Annotated in this window: 19 protein-coding genes; 7 read left to right on the top strand and 12 right to left on the bottom strand. The window is 68.8% G+C overall.

Translation table 11 applies throughout. The features are described from left to right. Positions 1–144 precede the first annotated feature (144 nt). The 3 genes from AB4Z55_RS09875 to AB4Z55_RS09865 form a co-directional block, all read right to left on the bottom strand. Entirely contained in the window at positions 145–999 is an 855-nt protein-coding gene (locus AB4Z55_RS09875) for a TIGR02569 family protein (RefSeq protein WP_004023438.1), read from the bottom strand. A gap of 86 nt (positions 1,000–1,085) precedes the next feature. Next, positions 1,086–2,294, bottom strand: a complete 1,209-nt coding sequence (gene moeZ / locus AB4Z55_RS09870; protein ID WP_004023439.1) for an adenylyltransferase/sulfurtransferase MoeZ — start codon at positions 2,292–2,294, stop codon at positions 1,086–1,088. 56 nt (positions 2,295–2,350) lie between these two features. Continuing rightward, positions 2,351–3,394 carry a DUF3152 domain-containing protein gene (locus AB4Z55_RS09865; RefSeq protein WP_064570863.1) on the bottom strand — a complete coding sequence of 348 codons (1,044 nt, stop codon included), beginning with the start codon at positions 3,392–3,394 and terminating at the stop codon, positions 2,351–2,353. Between the two features lie 66 nt (positions 3,395–3,460). Between AB4Z55_RS09865 and AB4Z55_RS09860 the strand changes: the two genes are divergently transcribed. Beyond that, positions 3,461–4,216, top strand: coding sequence for a TetR/AcrR family transcriptional regulator (locus tag AB4Z55_RS09860; RefSeq protein ID WP_354562904.1), 756 nt, complete (start codon positions 3,461–3,463; stop codon positions 4,214–4,216). Positions 4,217–4,299: 83 nt separating this feature from the next. Here the strand turns inward: AB4Z55_RS09860 and AB4Z55_RS09855 are convergent, their stop codons facing one another. Both AB4Z55_RS09855 and AB4Z55_RS09850 read right to left on the bottom strand, forming a co-directional pair. Next, positions 4,300–4,530 carry a DUF3107 domain-containing protein gene (locus AB4Z55_RS09855; protein ID WP_004023442.1) on the bottom strand — a complete coding sequence of 77 codons (231 nt, stop codon included), beginning with the start codon at positions 4,528–4,530 and terminating at the stop codon, positions 4,300–4,302. Between the two features lie 124 nt (positions 4,531–4,654). Beyond that, a complete protein-coding gene (locus tag AB4Z55_RS09850; RefSeq protein WP_064570864.1) occupies positions 4,655–5,368 on the bottom strand; it encodes a ferritin-like fold-containing protein in 714 nt (237 codons plus the stop codon). A 299-nt stretch (positions 5,369–5,667) separates the two neighbouring features. Between AB4Z55_RS09850 and AB4Z55_RS09845 the strand changes: the two genes are divergently transcribed. Further along, positions 5,668–7,287 (top strand): DEAD/DEAH box helicase, encoded by a 1,620-nt coding sequence (locus tag AB4Z55_RS09845; protein WP_369519634.1) that lies wholly within the window; start codon positions 5,668–5,670, stop codon positions 7,285–7,287. Positions 7,288–7,297: 10 nt separating this feature from the next. Further along, complete coding sequence (locus AB4Z55_RS09840) at positions 7,298–8,572, top strand: hypothetical protein (protein WP_354562907.1); 1,275 nt, start codon at positions 7,298–7,300, stop codon at positions 8,570–8,572. Between the two features lie 30 nt (positions 8,573–8,602). Here AB4Z55_RS09840 and AB4Z55_RS09835 read toward each other — a convergent pair whose 3' ends face one another. Beyond that, positions 8,603–9,391: a ParA family protein gene (locus AB4Z55_RS09835; RefSeq protein WP_248643212.1), complete on the bottom strand. Its 789-nt coding sequence runs from the start codon at positions 9,389–9,391 to the stop codon at positions 8,603–8,605. Between the two features lie 62 nt (positions 9,392–9,453). Beyond that, positions 9,454–9,885 (bottom strand): hypothetical protein, encoded by a 432-nt coding sequence (locus tag AB4Z55_RS09830; protein WP_004023447.1) that lies wholly within the window; start codon positions 9,883–9,885, stop codon positions 9,454–9,456. 130 nt (positions 9,886–10,015) lie between these two features. On the opposite strand from AB4Z55_RS09830, the gene AB4Z55_RS09825 reads away from it, so the two are divergent. Beyond that, positions 10,016–10,966: a diacylglycerol kinase family protein gene (locus AB4Z55_RS09825; protein WP_354562992.1), complete on the top strand. Its 951-nt coding sequence runs from the start codon at positions 10,016–10,018 to the stop codon at positions 10,964–10,966. Here AB4Z55_RS09825 and AB4Z55_RS09820 read toward each other — a convergent pair. Beyond that, complete coding sequence (locus AB4Z55_RS09820) at positions 10,870–12,123, bottom strand: MFS transporter (protein ID WP_369519633.1); 1,254 nt, start codon at positions 12,121–12,123, stop codon at positions 10,870–10,872. The two genes, AB4Z55_RS09825 and AB4Z55_RS09820, sit on opposite strands and share 97 nt — an antisense overlap. Positions 12,124–12,539: 416 nt before the next feature. Here AB4Z55_RS09820 and AB4Z55_RS09815 point away from each other — a divergent pair, with 416 nt between their 5' ends. Then, positions 12,540–12,794, top strand: a complete 255-nt coding sequence (locus AB4Z55_RS09815) for a WhiB family transcriptional regulator (protein ID WP_004023450.1) — start codon at positions 12,540–12,542, stop codon at positions 12,792–12,794. 123 nt (positions 12,795–12,917) lie between these two features. Here the strand turns inward: AB4Z55_RS09815 and AB4Z55_RS09810 are convergent, their stop codons facing one another. The 4 genes from AB4Z55_RS09810 to AB4Z55_RS09795 all read right to left on the bottom strand — a co-directional run bounded on the left by AB4Z55_RS09810 (position 12,918) and on the right by AB4Z55_RS09795 (position 16,174). Further along, positions 12,918–14,423, bottom strand: coding sequence for a sensor histidine kinase (locus tag AB4Z55_RS09810; RefSeq protein WP_101820608.1), 1,506 nt, complete (start codon positions 14,421–14,423; stop codon positions 12,918–12,920). A 40-nt stretch (positions 14,424–14,463) separates the two neighbouring features. Continuing rightward, positions 14,464–14,679, bottom strand: a complete 216-nt coding sequence (locus tag AB4Z55_RS09805) for a biotin/lipoyl-binding carrier protein (protein ID WP_033206071.1) — start codon at positions 14,677–14,679, stop codon at positions 14,464–14,466. Between the two features lie 404 nt (positions 14,680–15,083). After that, positions 15,084–15,371 (bottom strand): mycothiol system anti-sigma-R factor, encoded by a 288-nt coding sequence (gene rsrA, locus AB4Z55_RS09800; RefSeq protein WP_004023453.1) that lies wholly within the window; start codon positions 15,369–15,371, stop codon positions 15,084–15,086. Then, positions 15,368–16,174, bottom strand: coding sequence for a sigma-70 family RNA polymerase sigma factor (locus tag AB4Z55_RS09795; RefSeq protein WP_033206094.1), 807 nt, complete (start codon positions 16,172–16,174; stop codon positions 15,368–15,370). The genes rsrA and AB4Z55_RS09795 overlap by 4 nt, the downstream gene beginning before the upstream one ends. Between AB4Z55_RS09795 and AB4Z55_RS09790 the strand changes: the two genes are divergently transcribed. Further along, positions 16,065–16,343, top strand: coding sequence for a hypothetical protein (locus tag AB4Z55_RS09790; protein ID WP_248645708.1), 279 nt, complete (start codon positions 16,065–16,067; stop codon positions 16,341–16,343). The genes AB4Z55_RS09795 and AB4Z55_RS09790 overlap by 110 nt on opposite strands. 7 nt (positions 16,344–16,350) lie before the next feature. After that, a complete protein-coding gene (gene ybaK / locus AB4Z55_RS09785) occupies positions 16,351–16,848 on the top strand; it encodes a Cys-tRNA(Pro) deacylase (protein ID WP_248643214.1) in 498 nt (165 codons plus the stop codon). Positions 16,849–16,866 lie beyond the last annotated feature (18 nt).

Below are 16,866 nucleotides of genomic sequence, written 5' to 3'. Positions count from 1 at the left end.
ATGTCGTGCGACTCGAGACCAAGTGTGGAGGGGGTGTGTTGCGCGGATTTTCCGCGAGGTGACCGCATGGTCACGTTGTCCTCACTCCGTCACAACGACGGTGTGAGAACCCTGTCAGCTCTCGATCAGGGCTGTGAGCTGCGGTTATACGAGCAAACGTACATGTTCGACGACTCGCTGCAACCCGGGCAGTGCGCCCGAGGTCGACCGCGGGTGCAGGGCGTGGACGGCCAGCCGGAACATCGTCGCCCGCAGCATCATCTGCGGCCACTCGGGCTGATCGGACCAGCGCTGGATGAGCTCGGTGTCGGCACCGCCCCAGGCGAGGGCGTCGACCACCGCGACCGCCGCAGCCCACGGCGCGGGCCGCCAATACGGGACGATGTCGGTGATGCCGGGGGCCGCGGCCCCCGCGAACAGAACCGTGCCGAAGAGGTCACCGTGCACGACCTGAGACGGCAGATCCACCGGTTTGCGAAGCTTCGCAAGGGTTTTCAGCATGTCGACGCTCTGCACGCCGTCCGGCGCGGTCGGTTCGGCCATCCCCGCGGCACGGGCCGATCGCAACGGAACCTCTTCCCACGCGGCGCGGTCGGCGGCGGTGAAGACATCGACATCGGTGTGCGGCGGGGCCGGCGGCTGGAGCAGGAACCGGGGCCGTTCGAGCGAGGCGGTCGCCTCGTGCAGGCGGTCGGCGACCAGCACGACCTCGTCGTGCCTGGGTTCGGGGGTCCCCGCGATGTAGGTGTCCGCCCGCCACCCGGACACCACGTACCGCCCGTCGGTGGCGCGGAAGGGACGCGCGATGCGCATGCCCTCGACGAACAGGGACTCCCGCACCGACGCCGACCACGCCGCACGCGCGTGGTCGGGAACCAGGGACAGCACGACTTCGCCGACACGCCACCCGCCGACCCACGATTCCCCCATCGCGATGGGCGGGTGGGCGGTGAGCCCGAACGTGTTCAACACATGTTCGGGCGGCTCGACGGTGTTCACGTTGGCCAGATTACCGAGCGCGGATGCCCGGTCACGGAAGGCACGCGGCAGCCATCACGCGCAGACAGCCGGATCGACGGACGGGATCAGTAGACCGGAAGCGTCTTGTCGACCTGGTTGGCCCATGCGGTCACGCCGCCCTGCAGGTGTGTCGCGTCGGCGAAACCGGCTCGCTTGAGCGCGGCCAGTGCCTCCGCGGAACGGATACCGGTCTTGCAGTACAGGACCGTGGGGCGGTCGTGGGGTACCTGCGCGAGCCCCTCACCGGAGAGGATGTCGCCCTTGGGCACGAGTGTGGCGCCGTCGATGCGGACGATGTCCCATTCGACGGGCTCCCGGACGTCGATGATCGCCAGCTTCTCCCCGGCGTCGATCTTCGACTTGAGTTCGACGGCGGTCAGCGTCGACCCCGCTGCGGCATCGGACGCCTCGGAGGAGACGACGCCGCAGAAGTCGTCGTAGTCGATGAGGCCGGCGATGCGTTCGCCTTCCGGGTCCTTGCGGATCTTGATGGTCCGGTAGGTCATGTCCAGCGCGTCGTACACCATGAGACGGCCGAGGAGGGGTTCGCCGATCCCGCAGATCAGCTTGATCGCCTCGGTGCCCATGATCGAGCCGATCGAGGCGCACAGGATGCCGAGGACGCCGCCCTCGGCGCACGACGGCACCATGCCGGGCGGCGGCGCCTGCGGGTAGAGGTCGCGGTAGTTGAGCCCGCGACCGTCGGGAGCGTCCTCCCAGAAGACCGACGCCTGACCCTCGAATCGGTAGATCGACCCCCACACGTAGGGCTTGTGCGCGAGGACCGCGGCGTCGTTCACCAGGTACCGGGTCGCGAAGTTGTCGGTGCCGTCGAGGATGAGGTCGTACTGCGAGAACAGTTCGATCGCACCCTCGGGCTCGAGCCGCTGGTCATGCAGGTTGACGGTGACGAACGGATTGATCTCCAGGATGGAGTCCCGCGCGCTCTCGGCCTTGGGCCGCCCGATGTCGGACTGGCCGTGGATGACCTGGCGCTGCAGGTTCGATTCGTCGACGATGTCGAACTCGACGATGCCGATCGTGCCGACCCCGGCCGCGGCGAGATACAGCAGTGTCGGCGAGCCCAGTCCGCCGGCGCCGATCACCAACACCTTGGCGTTCTTCAGACGCTTCTGACCGTCCATGCCCACGTCGGGGATGATCAGGTGACGGCTGTAGCGGGCCACCTCTTCGTTGCTCAGTTCCGCGGCCGGTTCCACCAGCGGCGGCAGCGACCCAGTGGGCGACCCTTGCGACGACACGAACGCCTCCATTGTTCAGGCTGACTACGGACTCCTGACACAACGGCAGAGCTCGCGGCCGCATTCCCTCAGCGGGTGGGGAACGGCCACGGGTTGGGCCGGCACACGAAGGTGCGGTTGGCCTTCATCTGCGGGTCGAGGGCCATGATCTCGGCGTTCGCGACGCCGAAGGACTGCTGCATCATGATCGGCGCGAGCGCGCCGTCCTCGCGGCACGCCTCGTGGGATTCATAGCCGATGCCGTGCCCGACCTCGTGATTGATGAGGTACTGCCGGTAGGCGACGTCGTCGCCCTGATACGACAGGGCCCCGCGCACCCAGCGCGCCTCGTTGAGCGTGACCCGGGCCTGCGGCGGGTAGTAGCACGACGTCTCCAGCCGGATCTGGTAGCCGCAGAGCTCACGGGTGGTGCCGGTGGAGGTGAGGGTGATGCGCAGGTCGGGCTCGCCACGGTCGACCCTGCGGAAGGACACCCGTCCGTCGCCGATCCAGCTGCGCGGGTTGGCCAGCGTGGTGTCGACCATCTTCGCGAAGGTCGGGTCACCGCCGTAGTCCTGCGGGTCGAGACCGTTCTCGACCTCGACCGTGTAGGTGTAGACCTGACCGCCGGTACCGACGGGCGGACCGCCACCGCGCAGCACCCGGAAGGTCTTGCGGGCCCGCTCGGTGAACGGGCCACCCTGCGGCAGCGTGCCGGCCGGCAGCGCGGCCGCCTGGATGTCGCCGGTCGGCGCTCCGATCGGGCGGGTCTCCTTGCTGATGTCGGTGTTGCGCGCCGCGGAGTCGGGGCTGGCGGCAGCAGCCGGTTCGAGCGCATCGGTGCGGCCGTCCCGGACGGTGACGACGATGAGCGCGATCGTCAGGATCGAGAGCACCGGGATGGCGTACGCGCGCCAGCCGTAGGTCGAGACGAACCGCCCGAGAGCGGACTGCTTCTTGTATTCCGGCTGTGCATCGCGGTCGACGCGGGGACGTCCGCTGTCGTCGGTCGGATCCCAGCGCGCTCGAAGCGGCTGGTCCGGTCTGGGGCGTCCCGACGATCTCGGGCCGACGTCCTTGGCACGCACCCGGCCGCGTTCGGGCTCGGGGCCACCGTCCTCAGTGCGGCTCACCGGTCAACTTTCTCACAGCAGACCACCGATACTGCGCAGGAAGCTCCCCCGAGTACTCTCTTGGGCATGTCGACCGCAACCAATGCATCCGCCGTGCCTGGACGCAGCACCCGCCTGCCGCGCAGCGCACGACGTATGCAGTTGCTCGACGCGGCCAGTGAGATCTTCGTCGAACGCGGCTACCACGCCGCCGGCATGGATGAGATCGCAGTGCACGCGGGCGTGAGCAAACCCGTTCTGTATCAACACTTCCCATCCAAACTCGACCTGTACATCGCGGTCGTCGATTCGCACGCCGAGAAGCTGGTCAGCGACGTCAACACCGCTCTGCGGACGACGACGGACAACCGCCGGCGCGTGCGCGCAGCGGTCCAGGCGTTCTTCGACTTCATCGACCAGGACAACTCGGGTTACCGGTTGATCTTCTCCTCCGACGCCTCCGACCCCGCGGTCATCCGGCGGGTGGAGGGTGCCACCGAGGCGTGTGTCGACGCGGTCTACGGACTGGTCATGCACGACTCCGGTCTCGATCCCTATCGCTCACGCATGCTGGCGTCGGGACTCGTCGGCGCCAGTCAGGTCAACGCGCGCTACTGGCTCGAGGCCAAGCGGCCCGTCGACAAGCAGACCGCCGTCGACACCACGGTCGCGCTGCTGTGGGGCGGGTTGTCCCACTTCCCGCGTCAGACGGCTGCGGCCGAGGCGCAGCCTGCGGGCGCCGAGTCCGAGGGTGTGACCGGCGCCGGGAGCCAAGCGAGCGGGCCGAATCTGACCGGCGCCGGGAGCCAAGCGCGCGGGCCGAGTGTGACCGGCACTGCCTGAATCCACTCGAGCACATGAGAAGGGGCCTGTACGCCATCGGCGTACAGGCCCCTTCTCGTCGATCTACGCGCTCGGGTGTCTCGTCAGGAACCGAACCCGACGCGCCGGTTCTCCGATGCCCCCACCTCGACATAGGCGATCTTGGTGACGGGGATGAGGTAGCGCGCGCCCTTGTCGTCCACGAGGGACAGCAGTTGCTGCTTTCCACCCAATGCCGCCTCGACCTCGGCGAAGGCCTTGTCGCTGGTCAGGGTCGACGCGATGGTCAGCTCCCGCGGGCTGTCGGTGATGCCGATCTTCACTTCCACGGCCATGTGCCGCCCTCCTCGGTGTCTAACAACGCTTGCCGCACAAGGCTAGTGCAGCAGCTGCACGGCGGGACAGGCACTCCGCTGAGAGCGAAACGCGCCGGCGGCAATCGCGGAGGTCAGGTGCGACTCAAGCGAGTCCGAGGTCGGCCATCCGATCGGCGTGTTTGCCGGCGACGACGTCGAAGAATCCCGCGACACCGGTGAGCGAACTCGCGCCGGCGAAGAGCAGATCGGTGACCTCTTCCTCGGCGGCGAGGACCCACTGTGCATGTGTGATGGCCTCGCCGAGCAGCCGGCGGCCCCACAGCACGAGTGCCGACTTGATGGACGGATCTGCCTCGACCGCAGCCCGTACCTGGTCCCGGGCGAACTCCGAGTTGGCGGTTTCCGACATCACCTCGGCCATCACCGCTTGCGAGTCCGGGGGCAGCATGTCGGAGAGTTCCGCGTAGAAGTCGGCCGCCAGTCCGTCGCCGACGTACGCCTTGACGAGCGCTTCGTACCAGGTCTTCGGCGTGGTCGCGCGGTGGTACTGGTCGAACACCGAACGGTAGCGCTCGACGGCCTCTGCCGCCCCGAGGCCGGTCATCGCCTCCACGCGCTCGGCGAGGCGGTCGAAGTGGCCGACCTCCGAGGCGGCCATGCGGGCGATCGCGATCCGACTGGGCACGTCCGGCGCCATGGCCGACTCCTCGATGAGCCGGTGGAAGGCGGCGAACTCGCCGGCAAGCAGCACGGCGAACAGCTTCCCGATGGCCGAATCCTGCATCTCGGCCGACACCACCGTGGTGGACGTCGCAGCTGACGGGATCGACTCGGACGGGTCGGGTGCAGGCGCCATGAGGTGATGGTAGCGGGCCGCCGCCGGGCACCAAGTACACTCGACGGCGGTGCACTCCGACGGGACCCCCCGTCGCTTGCCCGCTGAGCTGCGCGGCCGCGCGTGCTCGCCGGCGCGAGCGTGTGGATGTGACGACGGCGGTGCTCGCGAGTGATCTCGCGGGACCTGCGAGTTCTTCGCGATACCCGGTCACATCCCCGGTGCCACTACGACATATGCGCGTGCACTTTCGAGCCTTCCTCGTGCGCGCACCGAAACACATCGCGCGCAGACCGGCCCAGAAAGGCATACAACCGCACATGAGCGATTCCGCCGTGCAGACGACCATCGTCGACGACACCCACACCGCGCCCACCTTCGCCGAACTCGGCGTCGACGAGCGTATCGTCTCGGCCCTCGCCGCAGACGGCAAGACCCACACCTTCGCGATCCAGGAACTGACCCTGCCGCTCGCGCTCGAAGGCCACGATCTCATCGGTCAGGCCCGCACCGGCATGGGCAAGACCTTCGGCTTCGGCATCCCGCTGCTGCATCGCCTCGCACACGCCGAGGAGACCGGGGTCCGTCCGCTGGACAACACCCCCCGCGCGCTGGTCATCGTGCCCACGCGTGAGCTGTGCGTGCAGGTGACCGGCGACCTCCAGGTGGCGGCGCCGTCGCTCGAGGTGACCTTGGCCGACGGGCGCAAGCGCCCGTTGAAGGTCACCTCGATCTATGGTGGCCGCCCCTACGAGTCCCAGATCGCCGAGCTGCAGTCCGGCGTCGACGTCGTGGTCGGCACCCCGGGTCGTCTCCTCGACCTCGCCCAGCAGGGCCATCTCGTCCTCGGCAAGGTGTCGATACTGGTCCTCGACGAGGCCGACGAGATGCTCGATCTCGGCTTCCTGCCCGACATCGAACGCATCATGTCCGCGCTGCCGACGCCTCGTCAGACGATGCTGTTCTCGGCGACCATGCCCGGCCCCATCGTCACCCTGGCCCGCACCTTCCTGAACCGGCCGACCCACATCCGGGCCGAGAACGCCAACGATTCAGCAGTCCACGATCGCACCAAGCAGTACGCCTACCGCGCACACGCGCTGGACAAGGCCGAACTCGTCGCCCGCATCCTCCAGGCCGACGGCCGCGGCGCGACGATGATCTTCACCCGCACCAAGCGCACCGCGCAGAAGGTCGCCGACGACCTCGCCGAGCGCGGCTTCAAGGTCGGCGCCGTCCACGGCGACCTCGGCCAGGTCGCCCGCGAGAAGGCACTCAAGCGGTTCCGCGACGGCACCATCGACGTGCTGGTCGCGACCGACGTGGCCGCCCGCGGCATCGACATCGACGACGTCACGCACGTCATCAACTACCAGTGCCCCGAGGACGACAAGACCTACGTGCACCGCATCGGTCGTACCGGTCGCGCGGGCCGAACGGGTATCGCGGTGACCCTCGTCGACTGGGACGAGCTGCACCGTTGGGAACTCATCGACAAAGCGCTGAACCTCGGCATCCCCGACCCGCCGGAGACCTACTCGACGTCGGAGCACCTCCGCTCGGATCTGTCGATCCCCGAGTCGAAGACCGGTCGTGTCGCCGCGCCCAAGCCGCCGCCTGATCCCGACGAGACCAGGGAGACGCGCGCGGACCGCGAGCCCCGCAAGCGCTCGACCCGCACCCGCCGGCGCACCCGAGGTGGGCAGACGGACGGCGACACGGCATCGGTGGCATCCGGTACAGAGTCCGCCTCGACCGAGTCCGCCGGCTCGGCCGACGCGGCGCCCGCCGACGCCGGCACCCCGGCCGGTGACGGCACCTCGAAGCCGCGTCGCCGCCGTCGTCGCCGCGGGGGCGCCAACCGCACGCCCGCCGGCGACCAGACCGCGTCGTCCGGCAGCGAGGCGAGCGCCGAGTCGTCAGCGGCCGTCGCCGACTGACCTGACCCACGTGGCACGAGTCCGGCCCGAACGGCGCCGCCCGATCGACCTCGCGGTCACCGCGGCCATCCTGGTCGTCGTCGCAGCCCTCTGCGTCACCGCCTGGGCGCTGAGCCCGGTCCGTCACACGACCAGCGTGCAGGCCCAGGCCGAGCCCGCCGCGATCGAACCGGCGAAGTCCGTGCCGGAGCGCTTCGTCGCCCGCTGGCAGGCCGACTCCGACGCCACCACCGTCCCGGCCGTCGGTACCTCGGTCGTCGTCACCGGCAACGGTGGCCGGGTGGTCGGACACGACCCGTCGACCGGACGCGAACTCTGGTCGTACAGTCGCGATCTCGATCTGTGCACCGTCGGCACCGCCTGGACCGCGAGCTCGGACCTGGCGCTGGCGGTGTACCGCAACAGCCGCGGATGCTCGGAGGTGACCGCACTTGACGCGGGCACCGGGGGGCGTGCGGGTGCCCGTACCAGCGACGCCGACCCACAGATCCGGCTCGTGACCGACTCGGGATATGCCGTCGCGCAAGGCTCCCGGCGGATGGAGACGTGGGGGTCCAACCTCGTCCGCGGCATCGAGTACGGACGGGTCGAGGCACCTGTTCGCCCGGAGGACGCGCCCGACCGTGCCGACTGCGAGTTGTTCTCGTCGGCGGTGTCCGGTGATCGCGTCGCCGTCGTCGAACGCTGCGCCGACGATCCCGGGTATCGGCTCACCGTCCTCGGCGCGGTGCTGGGGAACGACGAGAACGTCGAACAGTACGGGTCGTCACTCATCACCGGCGACGTGAGCGGCCCGCCACCGACACTGATCGCGATGTCGTCCTCGGGGATCGCCGTCTACGACGGCGGGGCGGCACCGGCCGAGCCCCCGACGATCGGCGCGGAGAGCGGCCCGGCGATCCGGCGCTTCGACACCGACGGCATCGCGGCCGGGACCAACACCGTCGCCGGTGACGCCACACCCCCGGCGGGAAGTGTCCCGATCTCCTCCGACGGGGTGGTCACCTACTGGACCGGCAAGGCGACGGTCGTCCTGAACGCGCAGACGCTCAACCCGATCTATCAGGTTCCGGGCACTCTCGGACCCGGCCAGGTGATGGCGGGACAGCTCCTGTTGCCGAGCGCGACCGGGATCAGCGTCCGCGACGTGGCGACCGGCCGTGAGATCCGGTCGATCCCGTTGGCACGGAGCGCACCGGCCGCGCCGGTCGTGAGTCTGCGGGTACTGGGCGACGTCGTGGTCGAGCAGCACGGACCGCGCGTCGAGGCCTTCGGTCCGGGCTGACCGGCACCCGCAGACCGCCGACGCCGGGCCTCAGACCTGGAAGGTGCCGACCTTCTCGCCGGCCTCCCAGTGCTTCCACAGATTCTCGGCCAGAACGCGATATGCCGTGGCGCCCTTGTTCTTTCGACCCCGCATCACCGAGGTTCCGGATGCCGAGGCCTCCGCGAAACGCACGGTGCGCGGGATCGGCGGGTCGAGCACGGGCAGATCGTAACGATCGGAGACGTCGGCGAGCACGTCGCGGCTGTGCGTGGTGCGGGCATCGAAGAGAGTGGCCACCGCGCCCAACATCGTCAGATTCGGGTTGGTGATCTGCTGGACCTCCCGCACGGTGCGCAACAGCTGCCCGACGCCACGATGGGCGAGCGTCTCGCACTGCAGCGGCACGATGACCTCGTCGGCCGCGGTCAGACCGTTCAGGGTGAGCACGCCGAGCGACGGCGGGCAGTCGACGATGACGACGTCGAAGTCCTCGGCCACCTCTGCGAGCGCCCGCTTGAGCGCGTACTCCCGACCCGGCCGCATCAGCAACAATGCCTCGGCGCCGGCGAGATCGATGGTTGCCGGCAACAGCGTGACCTTGTCCTCGGTGTCGAGCAGGACGTCGGCGATCTCCTCGTCACCGAGCAGCACGTCGTGGACCGAGGAGCTGAGCTGGTCGGGATCGTGCCCGAGCGAAAAGGTGAGACAGCCCTGGGGGTCGAGGTCGACGACGAGCACCGAGACGTCGAGGTCGGCGAGGGCGGCCCCGAGGGACTCCACCGTGGTGGTCTTGGCGACCCCACCCTTCTGGTTGGCAATCGCGAGGATGCGCGTCATGCGCCCTACTGTACGACCGCCCGGGCCGGAACCGTCGGGTAAGACCCCCGGCGGTTCGACTCTCAGGCGCCGGGCTCGGGCCCCTCGGCGAGCCAGCGCACCGAGGGCGGACTGAAGAGCATCACGAGGGCGGCGAGGGCCGCCAACGCCAACGGGACCGCGAAGACGGCCCACCCGCTGGTGAAGATGTAGTAGGACACCGGCAGGAGCAGGATCTGCGCCATCATCGCGATCGTGCGACCCCACCGCCGGCCGGTGAGCAGTGCGAGCCCGCCGAGCAGGACCCCGCCGCCGATGATCCCGAACCATCCCGCGGTGCCGTACCCGCTGATCGCCGCCTCTTCGTGTCCGGCGAGGCCACGGACCACGAGAACCACCGCGACCAGGACCCCGGCCAGCCCTTCGATCGTGGTCACCGCACCGGCGATCTTGATCTGGCGCGGGGTCACCGACGGATCGGTGTCGGGTTCCGGACGGCCGCTGTCGGTGCTCACCGCCCCAGGATATTTGGTGGGCTCGCGCGCACCGCCGGGGGTCCACACACGAGCGCGATCACACCTGTCCGCACGAGCGCGATTACGCGCGGGCGGGCCCGACCCCATATCCTCGGGTGTCGTGCGCGTCATGCTCATCGTCAATCCGTTCGCCACCGCGACCAGTCCCGCTGGACGCGACGCACTGGCGCACACCCTGAGCGCGCACTTCCACCTCGACGTCGAGCTGACCACCCACCGCGGACACGCGTTCGAACTCGCCGCGCGCGCCGCTGCCGAGGACTTCGACACCGTGATCGTGCACGGCGGCGACGGATCGGTGAACGAGGCCGCCAACGGTCTCCTCGACCCGCCGTCGAGCAGCGACCCCGACCGGGACCGTCCCGCACTGGCCGTGATCCCCGGCGGCAGCGCCAACGTCTTCGCCCGCACGCTGGGAATCGACCCCGACCCGTTGCTCGCGACGCAGCAGATCATCTCGCTGCTCGACGCGGGCCAGAGCCGCCGGATCGGCCTCGGTCACACCGACGACCGGTGGTTCCTGTTCAACGCCGGCATGGGCATGGACGCGGTGGTCGTCCACGCGATGGAGGACAAGCGCCACGCGGGCAAGACGGCGACCCCGGCCCGCTACCTGTGGACCACGATCACCAGCTTCCTGAAACAGTCCGGCTCGTCGGCCACCTTCGACGTCGAGATCCCCGGGCGTGACCGGATCATCGGCGCCCGTTTCGGTTTCGTCTCGAACACCAGCCCCTGGACCTACCTCGGACCGCGGGAGATCCGCACCAACCCCGACACCGGGTTCCATACCGGCCTCGGCGTGTTCGTCGCGACCTCCACCGGCGTCCTCCGCAACCTCCCACTGGCGACCAGGCTCCTGTCCCAGGCAGACCCCAAGGCGCGCCATCTCTTTCGAGACGACGACGTCGACGAGGTGTGCTTCCACGCCGAGGCACCGATAGACGTGCAGATGGACGGCGATTACATCGGGGCGTTCCGCGACATACGCTTTCGCCATCGCCGCGACGCGCTGACCGTCATCGCACCGCCGATCAACATCCCCGAGACCACGACGTAGGGCAGCGCGGCGACGACGAAGAGGCCGGCAGGCCCCAGCCACGCCGAGCCCAGCGCCCAGCCGGCGTACGCCAGGATCGCGACCACTTCCTCACCCATCCCGGCCAGCGACGTGACGGTGGCGCGCGAAGTCGAACTCAGCCGGTCCTGCAGTTCGGCGTCGGCGACGACCCGCGCCCAGCCCAGGACGCCGAATGCGACGGCGACGCCCAGCGCTGCCACCGGGTGCCCCCACAGCGCGGCTCCGATGAGCGCGATGGCGCCGAGGCCCACGGCGGGCCCGATCGCGGCAACCGACCGAAACCGGCCCGCGGCGAGCGCGCCCGCGATGTCGCCGACCGACACCACGGTCATGAGCAGGGCGACCCCGCCCGGATCGGTGTGCCCCGACCCGCCCGCGTCGTCGCCCAGGAACGACCCGATCAGCAGCGGGAGGTATTCGTCGAGCGCCGCGACCCAGGTCAGGGCGACGCCCAGCAGCAACATCCGTCGCGCCACCGGTTGTGTCCGCAGCGACCGCCGGCCACTGCGGACGATCGCGTACCAGCCCGGGTCCGGTTCGCCGTCTGCGGACCCGAGGTCGTCGTGGTCCGGCCGGTTCCGATCGGCGCGCGTCTCGGGCAGCATCGCCGACAGCAGCGAACACACCAGGCAGGCGACGACGCTCGCGACGCCGACCAGGCCATAACCACCCCAGGAGAACAGCGGCGCAGCCAGGGCGGTGCCGCCGATGACCCCGAGCGCCGCGGCCGCCCGCATGCGCCCGGACAACCGTGCGTAGTCGTGCGTGCGGCCCAGTCGAACCAGTTCGTCGTAGACCAGGGCCTGGGTCGTACCGGACCGCAGGGAACCCCCGAGTGCCCACAGCACGAATCCGGTGGCGAAGGAGAGGAACGACGGCGCCGCCGTCCAGAGCGCGAAACCCGAGGCAGTGATCAGCGGACCGACGACGAGCAGCTTCCGCCGGGACAGGCGGTCGGCCAGCACTCCGGTGGGAACCTCGACGATCACCGACGACACCGACCAGATCACGAACAGGGCCGAGATCTCGGCGGGCCCGAGGCCGGCGCCCGGGACTCCGGGGTCGGCGAAGAGCACGGCGTAGAGCGGATAGAGCGGATAGAGCGGGATCAGGTCTTCGAGGAGGGCGGCACCCACTGCCGCGACGGTCAGCCTGCGGTGGGTCCGATCAAGCGGTGTGGATCAACATCGTCGGCGCATGTGGTGAAGAATACCCTCGCGCGTCCGGCCACGTCACGAGCTGTTTCACACAGGGTCGAGGTCGCGACCAGCAGAAAGTCGTCGACAGTACCGTCGCGAGACGAGTAGGCTACTACAAGGCCGTGAGACACACTGCCCGGACCCCCCTCCGGGGGGTCGGCGACCGAAGTGCTAGGCGAGCGACGTGATGTTGCCCACGTGTTAAGCAAACCCATTGACTTCGGCTCGATTCGTGAAAGTATTCACAAGCAACAACGCGGAAACATTTGGTGCGCCGCGTGAACTGAGAGTTACAGCCAACAATCACCAGCACGACGATCGAGTGGTGCAAACGCGCCCGAAGGAGTAGAGGAATGGACTGGCGTCACAAGGCCATCTGTCGCGACGAGGATCCGGAACTGTTCTTCCCCGTGGGGACCAGCGGCCCGGCCATCGCGCAGGTCGCCGACGCGAAGCTCGTCTGCGCACGGTGCCCCGTCACCGCCGACTGCCTCTCGTGGGCTCTCGAGTCCGGCCAGGATGCCGGCGTCTGGGGCGGCATGAGCGAGGACGAGCGACGCGCCCTCAAGCGCCGTACCGCACGTACGCGTACCCGGAGCAGCGTCTAGGCCTTCACCGGCCGGCCCTGTTCCGGATTCGAAGAAACCCGGCCCCGGCCGGGTTTTTTCGTGCTCGCGCTCGTCGCCTCCGGCCGAAGCCTCTGCCGGCCAACCGGGTTCGCGACCGGGGTCTCACGCGCGCAGCGGAATGTAGACACCCACTTCGGTTCCCACGCCACCGGGGTTGGCGCGGACCTCGAGCTCGCCGCCGAGCTCGATGGACACCAGCGTCTTCACGATCTGCAGGCCGAGGTTCTCCGAGGTCGTCAGATCGAACTGCGCAGGCAGCCCGGAACCGTTGTCGCGGACCGCTATTCGTAACCCACGTACATCCCGTTCGGCGACGACCGCGATCTCGGCGTCGTCGCGCGGAGCTCCGTCGAAGCCGTGTTCGATCGCATTCTGGATGAGCTCGGTGAGGACCATCACCAGCGGCATCGCGAGTTCGGCGGTCAGCACACCCAACCGATCACGGTGGCGCACAGCCACCCTCGCCTCCCCCGACGCGACATCGACCAGGATCGGTACGAGCCGATCGACGACCTCGTCGAGATCGACCTCCTCGTCGACACTGCCCGACAACAGCTCGTGGACGAGTGCGATGGAGGCCACTCGGCGGACCGCCTCGTTGAGGGCCTCTCGCGCGTCCGAGTTGGACGTGCGCCGCGCCTGGAGCCGCAGCAGCGCCGACACCGACTGCAGATTGTTCTTCACCCGATGATGGATCTCGCGAATGGTGGCGTCTTTGCTGATCAGGGCGCGATCGCGCCGCTTGACCTCGGTGACGTCGCGGATCAGGACCACGGTGCCGGTGATCTCCCCACGCGGACGGAGCGGCACCGCGCGGATCAGGGCCGTGGCCCGTCGCGCGTCGGCCTCCACCCGCATCCCGATGTCACGGTAGGGACCGGTGGGCACCTCGGTCACGCCGGCCGCGATGTCGAGCATCAGGGCGACGTCGTCGGCTTCGAACGGCTCGGTGATGAGTTGCTTCACGACGTCGGAGAGGTGCGTGTGATTGAGTTCGGCGGTCCATCCCATCCGGTGAAATGCCGACAGCGCATTCGGGCTGGTGTAGGTCACCATCCCCTGGCCGTCCAGACGCACGAAGCCGTCGCCCGCACGCGGTGTCGACAGTCCGCGCGGATTGCCCTCCTCGTGCGGGAAGGTCCCATCCGCGACCATCTGACACAGGTCGTCGGCCGAATCCTGGTACGCGAGCTCGAGCGGCGACGGCAGGCGCGGGTGGGTCAGATCGACCGCCCGGGTGGCCACCGCGATCACTGCGCCGTCGTGGCCGACCGGGACGGCTTCCTGCCGCATCGCCGTCGCGCCGAACCAGGTCGGATCCTCGTCACGGAGGATGCGGTCGGAGGTGAAGGCGCGCAACACCTGCGGATGGGCGTCCGTGTCGATGACCCGGCCGACCTCGTCGGTCGGGAAGACCGTCGACGCGGTGTTGGGACGGCACTGGGCGACGGTGACCACCGCCCCGGACTCCGTGCGCACCGACAGCAGGAGGTCGGCGAACGACAGATCGGCGAGCAACTGCCATTCGGCGACGAGCCGTTGCAGGTGGGCAGCTGCCGAGTCGGACAGCGTGGTGTGTTCGGCGAGGAGATCGGAGAGGGTCGACATCTCAGGACACGGGGCGTCGAGCGGCCGGCGCGGGGCGCCGCTACTCGAAGACGGCGATCACATCGCCGGCCTGGATGACATCGCCAACCTCGACCTTGACCTCGGCGAGCGTGCCCGGCTCCTCGGCCAGCACGGGGATCTCCATCTTCATCGACTCGAGCAGGACCAGCGTGTCGCCGACCTCGATCTGCTCGCCCGCAGCGACGCGCACCTCGAGGACACTCGCGACGATCTCTGCCACCACGTCTTCTGCCATGCACCCAAATTAGCCCACGGCGCCCCGCCCGGAAGCTCCGGTGCCGGGGCGTGAGCGGAGGTGTTTTTGGCGCATGGGAGAATCCCTGAGACACTGTGATGTCCCGATCAGCAGGGATGTCCTCCCCGGCCGATGTCAGGGTTGTCTCAGCACTCTGTGCGAACCAGCACACGGGGCGAACCAGTACACGGCGGGCCCGCTATCGGCGACGCCCGCCCCGCAATGAAGGAGATGCGTCATGGGAAAGCGCGGACGCAAGAAGCGTGCTCGTAAGAAGAACGCTGCCAACCACGGCAAGCGCCCCAACGCCTGATCACCGCTCACCGCGGTCTCGGCGAACGAGCAGCGAAAAACGCCCGGGTACGGCCATCAGGCCGCCCGGGCTTTTTCGTGTGCTCGTGGCGTCACCGTTCGGATTCGGTGACCTCGTGCACGATGACGGTCTTGCGGATCTCGATGCGCAGGCGATCCCGCAGACCCTGCGGGGCCTGATCGCCACCGCACTTGCGATTGACGAGCGCCTTGAGCTGCTGCTCGATGCCATAATGCGCCAGGCAGGACGGGCAGGAGTCGAGATGCCCCTGAAGGCGTTCGCGGGCGTTCTGGTCGCACTCGTTGTCGAGCAGGAGCCAGACGTCGGCGATGACGGCGGAACAGTCGAGCTGGGTCAGCTCCGGATCGACGTCGCTCATCGGGCCACCTCCGCATCCGTCACGCGTGCGGAACGGTTGAAGCCGCGCTCGCGCGCGACGTCGGCCAGCAGCTCACGCAGCTGGCGACGTCCGCGATGCAGGCGGGACATGACGGTACCGATCGGGGTGTCCATGATCTCGGCGATCTCCTTGTACGGCAGGCCTTCCACATCGGCGTAGTACACGGCCATCCGGAAGTCCTCCGGCAACTCCTGCAGTGCGGCCTTGATCTCGTCGTCGGGAAGGGCGTCGAGCGCCTCGATCTCCGCCGACCGCAACCCCTGCGAGGTGTGCTCGGCGGTCGCGGCGATCTGCCAGTCGGTGATCTCGTCGGTCGGGTACTGCGCGGGCTGACGCTGCTTCTTGCGGTAGCCGTTGATGTAGGTGTTGGTGAGAATCCGGTAGAGCCAGGCCTTGAGGTTGGTGCCCTCCCGGAACGAGGCGAATGCGGTGAACGCCTTGATGTAGGTCTCCTGGACCAGGTCCTCGGCGTCGGCGGGATTGCGGGTCATCCGCAGCGCGGCACCGTACATCTGGTCGAGCAGCGGCAGCGCATCGCGCTCGAACCGTTCGGTCAGCTGCTCCGGCGACTCGTTCGGATCGGCCCGGCGGGGCGCCTTGGCGGTCCCGGTTCGGCCGGTCTCGGACGACTCTGTGTCGGATGCTTCTGTGTCGGACACTACGATCCCTTCGATGGGAGGCATCACGGAGATGTTGTCGATCAAGCTTACCGACCCGTCCCCCACCGAGAGCGACCTCGGTTCGGTGCGCTGCGGGAGTTCCATCACGGCCGCGGTACTCATCTGCCTCCCGACCTCCTTCGTGTCCGTGTGCGTACGTCCGTTGTCCGAACAGTCCCAACAGAGCACGACCGGCGGTTTGTTCCCGGGTCGCCGTCGTGATCGCCACGCCCGGCCCACACCGGCGACGGGTCGCGTCCCCACGATGTCCCTGTCCACCACCAGGAGGTGACCGAACGATGGCGTCCACTCCGGCGATCGCCGCTCTCGAACGCGCTCGAATCGCCCACTCCGTGCATCGGTACGCACACGATCCCCGATCCGAGGCCTACGGTGCGGAGGCCGTCGCCGCGCTCGCCGACGCCCTCGGCGTACGCGCCGAGCAGATCTTCAAGACACTGGTCATCGAACTGTCCGGCGGCGAACGATCCGGACTGGCGGTCGCGGTGGTCCCGGTGCCCGGCAAGCTCTCGCTGAAGTCGGCGGCGGCCGCGCTCGGGGCGTCGAAGGCGACGATGGCCGAGACCAAGGCCGTCACCCGGACCACCGGTTATGTCCTCGGGGGCGTCTCCCCGGTCGGCCAGCGAACCCTGTTGCCCACCGTGATCGACTCCTCGGCGACGGCGTTCGACAAGGTACTGTGCAGCGCGGGCAAACGCGGCCTCGAGATCGAACTCGCCCCGGCCGATCTGGTGACGATCACCGAGGCCGTTGTCGCCGACATCGCCGCAGGCTAGTCGCCCGCTGTCGCACCA

This window comes from Gordonia sp. ABKF26 (genome assembly GCF_041103195.1).
Lineage (GTDB): Bacteria > Actinomycetota > Actinomycetes > Mycobacteriales > Mycobacteriaceae > Gordonia > Gordonia terrae.
The sequence above is the reverse complement of the archived record's forward strand: the minus strand, read 5'-3'. Positions and strand labels throughout refer to the sequence as shown.